Source organism: Duganella sp. 1224 (assembly GCF_013408245.1).
Taxonomy (GTDB): Bacteria; Pseudomonadota; Gammaproteobacteria; order Burkholderiales; family Burkholderiaceae_D; genus Rugamonas.
Window position 1 is genome coordinate 926,903 of record NZ_JACBYS010000001.1, and the last position, 11,194, is coordinate 938,096.

Annotated in this window: 13 protein-coding genes; 3 read left to right on the forward strand and 10 right to left on the reverse strand. The window is 66.0% G+C overall.

Annotation, left to right across the window (positions count from 1 at the left end; all coding sequences use genetic code 11):
- Positions 1-16: 16 nt before the first annotated feature.
- Both FHW58_RS04250 and FHW58_RS04255 read right to left on the reverse strand, forming a co-directional pair.
- On the reverse strand, positions 17-379 hold the full coding sequence (locus FHW58_RS04250; protein WP_179671800.1) for a hypothetical protein: 363 nt from the start codon (positions 377-379) through the stop codon (positions 17-19).
- Positions 380-475: 96 nt separating this feature from the next.
- The gene (locus FHW58_RS04255) at positions 476-847 is read right to left on the reverse strand and encodes a hypothetical protein (protein WP_179671801.1); all 372 of its coding nucleotides are present in this window, start codon (positions 845-847) and stop codon (positions 476-478) included.
- Between the two features lie 115 nt (positions 848-962).
- Between FHW58_RS04255 and FHW58_RS04260 the strand changes: the two genes are divergently transcribed.
- Positions 963-1,649: a hydrolase gene (locus FHW58_RS04260; protein WP_179671802.1), complete on the forward strand. Its 687-nt coding sequence runs from the start codon at positions 963-965 to the stop codon at positions 1,647-1,649.
- A gap of 3 nt (positions 1,650-1,652) precedes the next feature.
- Here the strand turns inward: FHW58_RS04260 and FHW58_RS04265 are convergent, their stop codons facing one another.
- From FHW58_RS04265 to FHW58_RS04295, 7 genes are all read right to left on the reverse strand, one after another.
- Positions 1,653-2,276 (reverse strand): response regulator transcription factor, encoded by a 624-nt coding sequence (locus FHW58_RS04265; protein ID WP_179671803.1) that lies wholly within the window; start codon positions 2,274-2,276, stop codon positions 1,653-1,655.
- The gene (locus FHW58_RS04270) at positions 2,255-2,992 is read right to left on the reverse strand and encodes a sensor histidine kinase (protein ID WP_179671804.1); all 738 of its coding nucleotides are present in this window, start codon (positions 2,990-2,992) and stop codon (positions 2,255-2,257) included. The genes FHW58_RS04265 and FHW58_RS04270 overlap by 22 nt, the downstream gene beginning before the upstream one ends.
- 107 nt (positions 2,993-3,099) lie before the next feature.
- A complete protein-coding gene (locus FHW58_RS04275; RefSeq protein ID WP_179671805.1) occupies positions 3,100-4,062 on the reverse strand; it encodes an MBL fold metallo-hydrolase in 963 nt (320 codons plus the stop codon).
- 63 nt (positions 4,063-4,125) lie between these two features.
- Positions 4,126-6,081 (reverse strand): tetratricopeptide repeat protein, encoded by a 1,956-nt coding sequence (locus FHW58_RS04280; RefSeq protein WP_179671806.1) that lies wholly within the window; start codon positions 6,079-6,081, stop codon positions 4,126-4,128.
- 57 nt (positions 6,082-6,138) lie between these two features.
- On the reverse strand, positions 6,139-6,762 hold the full coding sequence (locus FHW58_RS04285) for a response regulator transcription factor (RefSeq protein WP_179671807.1): 624 nt from the start codon (positions 6,760-6,762) through the stop codon (positions 6,139-6,141).
- Between the two features lie 105 nt (positions 6,763-6,867).
- A complete protein-coding gene (locus FHW58_RS04290; RefSeq protein WP_179671808.1) occupies positions 6,868-7,836 on the reverse strand; it encodes an aspartyl protease family protein in 969 nt (322 codons plus the stop codon).
- A 150-nt stretch (positions 7,837-7,986) separates the two neighbouring features.
- Positions 7,987-8,922 carry a LysR family transcriptional regulator gene (locus FHW58_RS04295; protein ID WP_179671809.1) on the reverse strand — a complete coding sequence of 312 codons (936 nt, stop codon included), beginning with the start codon at positions 8,920-8,922 and terminating at the stop codon, positions 7,987-7,989.
- Between the two features lie 114 nt (positions 8,923-9,036).
- Here FHW58_RS04295 and FHW58_RS04300 point away from each other — a divergent pair, with 114 nt between their 5' ends.
- Together FHW58_RS04300 and FHW58_RS04305 are read left to right on the forward strand one after the other, a co-directional pair.
- Positions 9,037-9,879 carry an alpha/beta fold hydrolase gene (locus FHW58_RS04300; RefSeq protein WP_179671810.1) on the forward strand — a complete coding sequence of 281 codons (843 nt, stop codon included), beginning with the start codon at positions 9,037-9,039 and terminating at the stop codon, positions 9,877-9,879.
- 9 nt (positions 9,880-9,888) lie between these two features.
- Positions 9,889-10,470, forward strand: a complete 582-nt coding sequence (locus tag FHW58_RS04305; RefSeq protein WP_179671811.1) for an RNA polymerase sigma factor — start codon at positions 9,889-9,891, stop codon at positions 10,468-10,470.
- Here FHW58_RS04305 and FHW58_RS04310 read toward each other — a convergent pair.
- Positions 10,451-11,101 (reverse strand): phosphohydrolase, encoded by a 651-nt coding sequence (locus tag FHW58_RS04310; protein WP_179671812.1) that lies wholly within the window; start codon positions 11,099-11,101, stop codon positions 10,451-10,453. The two genes, FHW58_RS04305 and FHW58_RS04310, sit on opposite strands and share 20 nt — an antisense overlap.
- Positions 11,102-11,194 lie beyond the last annotated feature (93 nt).

An 11,194-nucleotide genomic window follows, 5' to 3' on the forward strand; every position in this document is an offset into this window, starting at 1 on the left:
ATCTGAAAAAACCACTTTAAATACGCTGGCTTATCTCTTTTTGCTGAGAAAAGCCTTGCGCTATGTCTTCCGACAGATGGCGGCTGGTGATGATCAGAAAGACCACCAGCGCGTGCAAGGCCAGCCCGAAGGTGATGCCGACCTCGGCCTGGTCGCCGGCCAGCGCCGGGTAGGCCAGCAGGGCCAGCGCGGGCGACAGGCCGTAGCGGTCGGCCTTCAGCAACTGCCTGGCGTCAAAGCGCGCCCACAGGATGACACCGGCGCCAAACAGCGCCCAGCCGGCGCTTTGCAGTTGGAGATTGGCCAGCGCAAAAGCGGCCAGCAGCGCCATGGCGCTGAGTGGCAGGGGCAGGGCGTGGAGGCGGGCTTTGATGTGCATGATGGTCATCTCGTAATCTGTGGAACTTGTTGCCAGATTACCTTCCGCACATCGATTGGTAAATTTTATTGTATCTATCTTTGCGATAGCTTTTATTTAGATCTGCGCCAGCAGCTTGCGCACCGCGCCGTGCGCCATCACCAGCTCCGGGCCGTCGTGCAGCAGCGCGTTGTACTTGGCGCGGAATGCCTGGTCGCCTTCCTCGCACGGGCCGATCAGCATTTCCAGCGACTGGCGGAAGGCCTTGGCCTCCTCCGGCGTGACCGGCTCCGGCTCGTCCAGGCGTTCGTCGATTTGCGTCATCAGGCCGGACAGCTTTTGCAGCCAGGCGAAATGCGGGTGGTTGGTGATCAGCTGCAGATGTTCCAGCGGGCTGCCGACGGCGCCGAAATACTGGGTTTCGAGGTTGATCAGTTGCTTGTGCAGGTCGCGCAGCGCGCGTGCCAGTTCGGTGAGTTGTGTCTTCATGATGGCCCATCTTAGCAGAGGCGCGCCGCCCGCACCGCCTATATTTAGATGAGTGGTGCGGGCCGCTGTCGCCTCCTAACATGGAGGTTCCTTTTACACCACATGGAACACCATCATGAGCAATCCGAAATTAGAAGTCCTGACGCCGCAGAACAGCCAGCTGATCTTCATCGATCACCAGCCGCAAATGGCGTTTGGCGTGCAGTCGATCGACCGCCAGGTGTTGAAGAACAACACCGTCGCGCTGGCCAAGGCCGCCAAGGTCTTCAACATTCCGACCACCATCACCACCGTGGAAACCGAAGCCTTCTCCGGCCACACCTACCCGGAACTGCTGGACGTCTTCCCGGACAAGGACATCCTCGAACGGTCGTCGATGAACTCGTGGGACGACCAGAAGGTACGTGACGCGCTGAAGGCCAACGGCAGGAAAAAAGTCGTGGTGGCCGGCCTGTGGACCGAAGTCTGCAACACCACCTTCGCGCTGTGCGCGATGCTGGAAGGCGACTACGAAATCTACATGGTGGCCGACGCCTCGGGCGGCACCTCGAAGGAAGCGCACGACCAGGCCATGGCGCGCATGGTGCAGGCCGGCGTGGTGCCGGTGACCTGGCAGCAGGTGATGCTGGAATGGCAGCGCGACTGGGCCCGCCGCGAAACCTACGATGGCGTGATGGCCATCGCCAAGGAACACTCGGGCGCCTACGGCATGGGCGTGGACTACGCCTACACCATGGTGCACAAGGCGCCGGAGCGCACCAGCAGCCAGCACAAGGTGCTGGCCGCCGTGCCGGCCAAGTAAGGCTTAGAAGACGCTGAGCAGGCCGCGCCGGGCCGCCACCGTGGCGGCCTCGGTGCGGCTGGCCACGTTCAGCTTGGCGAGGATGTTGTTGACGTGGAATTTGACGGTGCCGACCTCGATATCGGCGCTGCGCGCGATCATCTTGTTGCTCTTGCCGGTGGCCATGTAGGCGAGGATTTCCAGTTCGCGCCGCGACAGCTGGCTGGTGGCCTTGCGCTCGGCCAGCTTGCTGGCCACCTCGGCTGGCAGGAATTGCTGGCCGCTGGCCACGGTGCGCAGGCAGTCGACCAGTTGCGCCGAGTCGGCGTCCTTCAGCAGGTAGGCCTTGGCGCCGGCGCGCAGGCCGCGGTAGACGTCCTCGTCGCCCTGGAAGGTGGTGAGGATGACGATGCTGGCGTCGGGGTCGCCGGCGCGGATTTGTTCGATGGCGTCGACGCCGTTCAGGCGCGGCATGCCGAGGTCCATGATGACCACGTCCGGCTGGTGCTGGCGGTACAGCTCAACCGCCTGCTGGCCGTCGCTGGCCTGCGCCACCACGCGAAACGCCGGCATGGTGCCCAGCAGGGAACTCAGGCCGGCCAGGATCAGGGGGTGATCGTCCGCGATCAGGATCGAGATGGGGTCCATAAGGTGTACTCCTTGAAGCTGAGATGAAATACGGTGCCGTGCGGCGCGGCGGCTGCGCTCCAGATGCGGCCGCCGTGCGACTGGACGATGGCGCGGCAGATCGCCAGCCCCATGCCGGTGCCGCCTGGCTTGGTGGAAAACAGCGGTTCAAACACCCGGTCCGCCAACGCCGGCGCGATGCCGGCGCCGTTGTCCGCCACGCTGACGCGCAGCGCGCCGTCCATCAGCGCGGTGCTGAAGCTGAGCGCGCGCGGGCGGTCGTGCACGTCCTTGAGGGTGTCGACGGCGTTCAGCGCCAGGTTCATCAGCACCTGCATCAGCTGCACGCGGTCGGCGTGCAGCTGATAGTCGGGCGCATACTGCTCGCTGACGGCAATGCCTTGCTGGCGCAGTTCGCCGCGCAGCAGTTGCAGCACATCGCGTACCACGTCGTTGACGACAAAGGTCTGGCGTTGCGGCGCCGCCTGGCAGGCCATGCCGTGCAGGCTGCGCACCATGCCGGAGGCGATGCTGCTGGCCTCCAGCACCACGCGCAGCGCCGCGCGCGCCTGCTCGATGGCCGGCGGATCCTGCGCCAGCCAGTGCAGGCAGGCTTGCGCGTGCAGCGTCACCGCCGCCAGCGGCTGCTTGACTTCATGCGCGATCGAGGCGGCGAACTGGCCCAGCGCGTTGATGCGCGCCGGGCGCAGGTCGGGAGAGGGCTGGATACTGGCCATGCTGCGGTTCCCATGGTGTTGAACAGGTTGTTTCAGCACGCATCATGCAGGATAGGCCAGAAGTGTGAAATACGGCAGATTTGCAATAAGTGACATACCCGATAGGGTTAGTCCCTGCTGGCCGGGGTTTCGTCGTAGTTCAGCGGCAGCCACTGGTACTCGCCCTGGTGCAGGCGGATGTGGCCCAGGCCGGGGAAGGCGATGTGGGCGGCGGCCACGGTCACGTGCTTGCCGGCCGCCAGTTGTAGCAGTTGGCGGCGGGTGGCCTGGGCGTCCGGCGCGCTGCTGTCGTACTTGACGGTGGCGCTCGGATGCGGGAACTGGATGCCGGCCACGTGGACGATGTCGCCCCAGATCAGCAACTGCTGGCCCTTGCTCTGCACCAGGTAGGCGGCGTGACCGGGCGTGTGGCCGGGCGCGCGCAGCGCGTCGATGCCCGCTTCCAGCGGTCCGAAGTTTTTGTATGGCTGGTAGCGGCCGGCCGCCTGGTAGGGCGCCACCGCGGCCTGGGCGGCGTCGAAGAAGGTGGACAGGAAGTCCGGCGCGGCGGCCTTGTTGGCCGGCGTCAGCCAGTAGTCGGCCTCGGCCTGCGACAGCCGCAGCACGGCATTGGGAAAGACCGCCTGGCCGTCGCGCAGGATGCCGCCGGCGTGGTCCTTGTGCAGATGGGTGATCAGCACCTCGTCGACCTGCTCCGGCTGGTAGCCGGCCGCGCGCAGATGCGTCAGCAGCTTGCCGCAGCAGGGGCCGTACAGCGCGCCGGCGCCGGTATCCACCAGGATCAGCTTGCTGCCGGTGTTGATCAGGAAGGCGTTGATCGAACCCTGGACCGGCAGCTTGAGGTCGACGTCGGCCAGGTCTTGCAGCGCCTGTTTTTGCGTGATGTTGGTCATCACCGTGTCCACCGGGAACACGTGGGTGCCGTCGGACAGCGCGGTCACTTCAAACTCGCCCACGGTGGTGCGGTAGTAGCCGGGCGCCTGGGTGGTGGCGAACGGCGCGGCGGCGTGGACCAGGCCGGCGCAGGCCAGCAGGCAGGCCGCCAGCAGGCGGCGCGATAAGGTAAACATGGTTCCTCCAGTGTCGATCAGAATGGGGCAGTCTAGAGCCTCCCATCCAGTGCGGCCTCTGCCTTAAGCCTGAGCGGGCACCAGACCCATGGTACGGAAGTCCTCGTCCACATCCTCATCGAGGGCACGCGCAGCCTTCAGGTCGGCGTCAGCGGCGCTGTGCTGGCCCAGCTTGCGCCTGGCCAGGCCGCGTCCGTACAGCGAGCCGGCAAAATCGGGCCGCCTCGCCAGCGCGGCGTCGTAGGCGGCGATGGCGTCCTGGTAGCGTCCCAGGCGCAGCAGCACCATGCCGCGGCTGTCCAGCGCCGCGGCGTAGTCGGGCAGGCGGTACAGCGAGGCGTCGCACAGCGCCAGCGCCTCATCGAGCGAGGTATTGTGGGTGGCCAGCAGCCAGCACAGATTGTTCAGCCCGATGGCGTTGTCAACCAGCGCGCGGGCGGCCTGGTAGTCGCTGTGGGCCTGCTTGCCGTTGCCGGCGCCGGTGTAGGCGATGCCGCGCAAGCCCAGCAAGGTGGCGCGCTGGCTGTCGTTCACGCCGCCGCGCTGCAGTACTTGCGTGAGGATGGGGACGGCCTTGCTGAAGTTGCGGCTATTGATTTCCAGTTCGGCGGCGGTGCGCGCGAGCTGGAAGGACGTCGGCGCCAGCGACAGCGCCCTGGCCAGGTCGTCGCGCTTCTGCGCCAGTTGCGCCTGCGGACGTAGCTGCGCGCGCAGGAAGTACAGGTCGGCGTCCGGCTTGCGCTCGATGCCGCGGTTCAGCACCGCCAGCGCATCGGCCGGCTGTTGCCACAGCATGTAGGCGCGCGCCGCCGTGTGGTAGGCGTAGCTGTTCTCCGGTAGCGCCGTCAGCATGGCCTGGATCTGGCGCATGGCGTCGGCGTGATTGTTTTGCGCGCGGGCGACCCGGAGCCGCACCCAGTAGGGCGCCGTGCCGTAGGTGGGATTCAGTTTCAGCATCTGGTCGGCATCGGCCAGCGCCTGCGGATAATCGTGCAGCGCAAGCCAGGTATGGGCGCGTTGAAGCAGCGTGAACAAGTGGTCCGGTTCCAGTTGCAGCGAACGCGTGTAGGCATCGGCGGCGTCGCTGTACTGCTTGCGTTCGTAAGCCAGGATGCCGCGCGCGCGGAACAGCAGCGCATTGGCGCCGTCCAGCTCGGCCGAGCGGTCCAGATCGTGTTGTGCCGGATCGAAATCGCCGCTCCACGCGTGGGCGATGGCGCGCATGCTGTACAGGGTGGCATCCTTGGGCGCCAGCCGTATCGCCTGCGTGTAGTAGTGGATGGCTTCCGGCAGTTTGCGCTGGTCCAGCGCGTCGGTGCCGCGCTCGGTCAGGTTGGCGGCGGTCAGCGGCGGCGCGCGGCGGGTGTCGCCGCCGCCTGGCAGCAGGCCCACCACAATCGTCAGCGCGATCAGCACGCCGCCGATCAGCAGCCCGGTCTTGCCGATCCGTGCCGGCAGCTTGCGCCACGCCGGCACCCGCGCGTACTGCGCGCGCCATTGCAGGATGTGCGGCACGCTGGTGACCATGCCCAGCCAGGTGGGGTAGCGCGCCAGCAGTTGTTCCAGCAGCGGCGCGGCGTAGGCCAGCTGGCCGGTGGCGGGCGGCGTGCCGTCGCGCAACCGGGCAATCAATTGGCGCTGACGCTCGCGCTCGCGGGCCGGCTGCTGGTCGTAAGCGGCGCGTTCGCCGCATGCGACGTCGAGCAGGGCGCCGGCGTCACCCAGCAGTTGCAGGCGCTGGCGATGTTCGCGCCAGCCAAATACCGACATGGCGGCCACCAGCAGCGCTTCGTGGCCGGGTTGCCAGCCGTCCGCCAGCAGCGTGGCGATGCGATACTCGAACAGTTCGCGCGCATCGGCGTCGGCCAGCCGTTCGTCGTTCAGGCTGTGGCGCAGTGCCTGCTGCCACGGGTAATCGTCGTCAGCGGGAAGCCCCTGCGCGCGCTGCTGGAACTCGGCGAACACGGCACTGGCTTGCAGCGCCGGATCCAGGCTGACAGAGTCTATCCCGACGGTCATGTTGGCTTCCGGAAAAATTAGCAAGTTTATCACGGAAGCCGGGCATGTCCAGCCCCTTTAATTCAGGTGCACGAGGCCGCGCTTGGCGGCCACCATGGCCGCCTCGGTGCGGGTGCAGACGTTGAGCTTGGACATGATGCTCTTGACGTGGAACTTGACGGTGCCGACGCCGATGCCGGCCACGCGGGCGATCACCTTGTTGCTCTTGCCGGTGGCCAGGTGCATCAGGATGTCGCGTTCGCGCGGGGTCAGCTGGTTGCCGTGGATGCGGCTGGCCAGCTTGACGGCCAGTTCCGGCATCATGAACTTCTTGCCTTGCAGGACGGCGTGGATGCAGGTCATCAGGTCGTCCAGCGGGGCGTTTTTCAGCATGTAGGCGTGGGCGCCGGCGCGCATGCTGCGGTCGGCGTCTTCCTCGCCATCGTGGCCGCTGAGGACGATGACCTTGGCGTCCGGGTTGTGGGCGCGGATGCGGCCGATGGCTTCGACGGCGTCGCAGCCCGGCATGTTCAGGTCCATCAGCAGCAGGTCCGGTTGCAGGCGGTCGCACATTTCAATGGCCTGTTCGCCATCGCTGGCCTGGCCGAGTAGCGTGAACTTGCCGTCGGACTCGATCAGGGCGGCCATGCCGGCGCGGATCAGCGGGTGGACGTCGGCGATGAGAACGGATGCGGTATTCATGGTCTGGCTCTCCAGGTGAAGTTGATGAGCTCATTCTCGTCAACCTTGCCCGCCGCGTATAGTTATACGTTGGTATAGGCGGGCAACCGGCCACCTTGGCGACGGCTATTTTCCGGCGGCGGCGGGATCGGTCACCGACAGCGGCCGCAGGAACAGCGTGTTGGTGCCGAAGTCGATCACGGCCTGGTTGGCCAGCAGGAAATCGGCGCCCAGGCGCACGCTGTGGGCATTGTCGCGCGCCGCCTTGCGCGGTTCGCCGTGGTAGGCATAGGTATCGTAAATCTGCGGGCGGTCGGACACCACGGTCTGGCCATCGACCACCAGCCTGACCATGCGCTTGGCGAGATAGGCGTCGCCGACCGCGCCACCGGGGCCGGCGTAGGTGTCGAAGACCGGCCCCAGCGGAATGCCGGCTTCCCTTGCCAGTTCGATATCGACGACGTTTTCCGCCACCGTCACCAGCGTCATGGGCGTTTTGACGCCGTCGATCTCGCCGTCGATCTGGTAGCTGCCGTTGGCGTCATTGAAGGTGAAGCGGTGCGCGATATAGCCTTCGCCGAGCAGTTTCTGGTCTTCCAGGACGTTGTCCTCGGGCGTGGCGGGCAGGCCGAAGCGCAGCTTGTCGTAATCCACGATCGCCCGCAGCGCCTTGAGCCATTTGGAGCCGAGCATGCCGTCCACCGGCGGGTCCTGCGGGATTTCGAACACGCTGATCGGCAGATTGCGCAGGGTTTTTCCCGCCACCGTCATTTCCGGCAGCACGCCGGCGTCCATGCCCAGTTGGCTGACCTCGCCGGGTTTGCTGATGCCGTAGCTGCCCACATGCTTCATGCCGGTCACGCCGGCTGCCTGCGCGTGCGCGTGGATGGTCATCATGGTCAACTCCGCGCCGGAATGCACCTTCATCAGGAACTTTTTGCCGCCCATCTCCACGTCGATGAAGGGGCGCACGCCGGAGATGGTACGGAATTGCAGCGGGATATAGGTGATGCCGCCGGCCGGCTCCGCCGCGCCGCCCACGCAGCACACCAGGGAAAGCAGGCCGAGCAGGCCTGCGGATACAGTCGATTTCAATCTCATTATCAGAATACAGTCGGTTGTGCCGGGAGTGGCCGTCCAAGTATGCGCAGCGGCGCGCAAGTTGTATAGTCAAATGTGCTGGGCGGCATAAAACGCGGTATGAAATGCACAATCGCCGGCGCGGGCGGCGCTGTCCGGCCGACCTCAGGCATGCAGGACAATGTCGCGCGCCACCCCGGCCAGCCAGTCCGCGAACACCCGGACCCGGCGCGGAATGGTGCGCCGGTGCGGGAACAGCAAGTTCATCGTCATCGGCGCCGGCACGTGGCGCGGCAGCACCAGCAGCATCGCGCCACTGCCGATTTCCGCCAGCGCCCGCACCTTGGGCAACTGCGCGATGCCGAGGCCGGCGCGGCAGGCGGCGTTGTAGGCGATGGTGTTGTTGACCGTGATCTTGTGGCGCATCGGCACCCGGTGCGCCTGTCCGCTGGCGGCGTCGAGGTACTCGAAGGCGGACGGCGGACTGGTGGGATTGGGCTGGTAATTGATCAGCCAGTGCGCGGCCAGTTCGCCCGGTTCGCGCGGCTGGCCATGCTGGCGCACGTAGGCCGGACTGGCGACATTGAGCAGATCGAGCGTGAGCAGCGGCCGGTAGGCCAGCGTCTGATCAACGATCTCGCCGGCGCGCACCACCAGGTCGACATTTTCGCCGATCAAATCCACCCTGCGGTCGGTGCTGAACATCTCCAGCTGGATCTCCGGGTGGGCGGCGAGGAATTCGGGCACGCGCGGCAGGATGACCTCGGCCGCCATGCTGATTGGCATGTCGACACGGAGGCGGCCGCGCAGGTCGGCGCCTTGCTGAAACATGGCGCCGATCTCGTCCAGTTCGTCCAGCAGGCGCTCGGCGCGCTCCAGCAGTTCCTCGCCCTCCCGCGTGATGTGCACGCGGCGCGTGGTTCGCTGCAGCAGCCGCGCGCCCAGCCGCTCTTCCAGGCGCTGGATGGCGTGCGAAATACTGGCGCGCGGCACGCCGGCATGGTGGGCCGCCAGCGTAAAACTGGACAGGCGCGCCACCAGCGTAAAGATGCGCAGATCATCGGGGTCGGCCAGGCGGTGGTCGCGGCTGATTGTTTTCATTTTTTGATCAGTGATGTCGTCAAAGGCACATTTATCGGGCGATCCCGGCAGTTTACTATTCGACGCAATTTTGTGTCCGCAAAAAGGGCACGACAACTAAAAGGATGTACGACGATGAGTAAATTGATTCCCTTCTCCGGCCTGATCGCCGCCTTGATGTTATGGAGCGGCGGGGCGCTGGCGCAGACCCCCACGCTGCCGCCGGCAACGCCGCTGCCGGCGTTGTCGCAACAAGGCCATGTGGACCATGCCGGCGCCAGCATCTGGTACGGCATCGTGGGCGAGGGCAGCCCGGTGCTGCTGTTGCACGGCGGCCGCGCCACCAGCCTGAGCTGGGGAGCGCAGGTGGCCGCGCTGGTGGCCGGCAAACACCGGGTGATCCTGATCGAGAGCCGCGGCCACGGCCGCAGCACCCTCGGCACGCAGCCGCTGTCGTATGAGCTGATGGAAAGCGATGTGGTGGCGGTGATGGACGCGCTCGGCATCGGCCAGACCGACGTTGCCGGCTGGAGCGATGGCGCCAATATCAGCCTGGTGATGGCGATGCGCCACCCCGAGCGCGTCAAGCGGATTTTCGCGTTTGGACCGAACATGAATCAGCGCTATCTGACGCCGCCGCGCAACTCGCCCTTGTTCGCCGAAGTCGGGGCGCGGCTGGAGGCGGAATACGCCAGCGTCGCCGCCGACCCGCGCGGATTCGGGCGCTTGACCACGGAGGTGCGCAAGATGCAGGCCGTCGAGCCCAATTACAGCGACGCGCAACTGGCGGCCACCAGAGGTCCGCGCATCGCCATCGTGGGCGCCAGCGAGGATGAGTTCATCAGCCGCCGGCACCTGGAATACGTCGCGTCCACCATTCCCGGCGCCACGCTGATCATGCTGGACCACGTCAGCCACTTCGCGCCGTGGCAGGATGCGGCCACCTTCAACAACGTGCTGACCGGCTTCCTGCAATAGTGGCTGGTAATGGATGTACCCGAAATGACGGCGGACAGCCAGCGCCTGGCGGATCTGCTGCGGCAAATATCGTGTCACGACCATGCCGCGTTCAGGCAGCTGTATGACCTCACCAGTAGATGCCTGTACGGTGTGATCGTGCGCCTGGTGCGCAAAGCGGAACTCGCGGACGAGATATTGCAGGAAACCTATATCAACGTGTGGCAGCAGGCCGGCACCTACGTGGCAGGGATATCGGCGCCGATGACGTGGCTGATTAGCATCGCGCGCAACAAGTCGCTGGACCGGCTGCGCAAGGGCAAGCTGGAACTGGAGAGCTGCCCCGCGCCGTCCTGCGAGGCGCGCGACGCGGACGACGAAGGTCCGGCCGAAGCGGTCAGCGAGTTGCAACTGTACCTGGAGGCGATCGAGCGCGGCGCCTTGCAGCGCTGCCTGTCCCTGCTGGATCCGTCCCATCGGCAGTCGATTATGCTGGCCTACTATCATGGCCTGTCGCACGGTGAACTGGCCGCGCACATGCGGGTGCCGCTGGGCACCGCCAAGGCGTGGGTGCGCAGAGGTCTGCGCGATCTCAGGGCGTGTTGTCGCTGAGCGCTTTCAGGCGCTCCAGCTCGGCGAGGAAGCGCTCGGCGGCCAACGCCGGCGGCCATGGCTCCCAGGGTGTGCCGCCGTAGACCGCGTGCAGCGGATCGTCGCTGAGCGGCGGGGCGGTGATCTTCAGCGTCTGCTGCACTTCCCTGGCCGACCAGCCGGCGATGTGCACCGCCTCGCCGGCGGCGGCCAGGCGGTCGGCCAGCTTGTGGGCGGCGTGTTCCTTCGGCGTCCAGCCGGGCAGGCCGTAGCGCAGGAACACGGCGGCGTCGAGTTTTTGCGACAGCGTCTTGAAGCCCGCGCCGAGGAAGGGCTTGAGCGGCGAGATGCAGTCGAAGCCGAGCAGGCCTTCTTCGGCGTCGTGCAGCAGTTCGCGCAGCGCCGCCAGCGGCGCCAGCGTCAGCCCGGTGGCGGCGCAGGCGGCCATGCGCACGTGCATCACCGTCAGCGAGTGCTGCGCCACCGACAGCGGCAACGGCCACGCCGAATGCCCGCCCCAGCGGTAGGTGCGCGCCAGTCCCAGCGCGAGATCGCTGTCGTCCCAGTCGAAGGGCGTGGGGTCGAGCAAATCGAGGCGCCGTCCGGACGGCATGCGCACCCAGGCGCGTGGTTCATGAGGATCTCTGGCCATGGCGCCATTCTACACCGCCATTATGCAATTTATTTTTGGCAACAGATGCCAAATTTGAAATACACTAGGGCTAGTCCAAACTTTTATGCACAG

What these genes read in the sequence shown, in the direction of transcription:
- FHW58_RS04250 (WP_179671800.1), bottom strand. Translation starts at nt 379, where the DNA reads ATGCACATCAAAGCCCGCCTCCACGCCCTGCCCCTGCCACTCAGCGCC.
- FHW58_RS04255 (WP_179671801.1), bottom strand. Translation starts at nt 847, where the DNA reads ATGAAGACACAACTCACCGAACTGGCACGCGCGCTGCGCGACCTGCAC.
- FHW58_RS04260 (WP_179671802.1), top strand. Translation starts at nt 963, where the DNA reads ATGAGCAATCCGAAATTAGAAGTCCTGACGCCGCAGAACAGCCAGCTG.
- FHW58_RS04265 (WP_179671803.1), bottom strand. Translation starts at nt 2,276, where the DNA reads ATGGACCCCATCTCGATCCTGATCGCGGACGATCACCCCCTGATCCTG.
- FHW58_RS04270 (WP_179671804.1), bottom strand. Translation starts at nt 2,992, where the DNA reads ATGGCCAGTATCCAGCCCTCTCCCGACCTGCGCCCGGCGCGCATCAAC.
- FHW58_RS04275 (WP_179671805.1), bottom strand. Translation starts at nt 4,062, where the DNA reads ATGTTTACCTTATCGCGCCGCCTGCTGGCGGCCTGCCTGCTGGCCTGC.
- FHW58_RS04280 (WP_179671806.1), bottom strand. Translation starts at nt 6,081, where the DNA reads ATGACCGTCGGGATAGACTCTGTCAGCCTGGATCCGGCGCTGCAAGCC.
- FHW58_RS04285 (WP_179671807.1), bottom strand. Translation starts at nt 6,762, where the DNA reads ATGAATACCGCATCCGTTCTCATCGCCGACGTCCACCCGCTGATCCGC.
- FHW58_RS04295 (WP_179671809.1), bottom strand. Translation starts at nt 8,922, where the DNA reads ATGAAAACAATCAGCCGCGACCACCGCCTGGCCGACCCCGATGATCTG.
- FHW58_RS04300 (WP_179671810.1), top strand. Translation starts at nt 9,037, where the DNA reads ATGAGTAAATTGATTCCCTTCTCCGGCCTGATCGCCGCCTTGATGTTA.
- FHW58_RS04305 (WP_179671811.1), top strand. Translation starts at nt 9,889, where the DNA reads ATGGATGTACCCGAAATGACGGCGGACAGCCAGCGCCTGGCGGATCTG.
- FHW58_RS04310 (WP_179671812.1), bottom strand. Translation starts at nt 11,101, where the DNA reads ATGGCCAGAGATCCTCATGAACCACGCGCCTGGGTGCGCATGCCGTCC.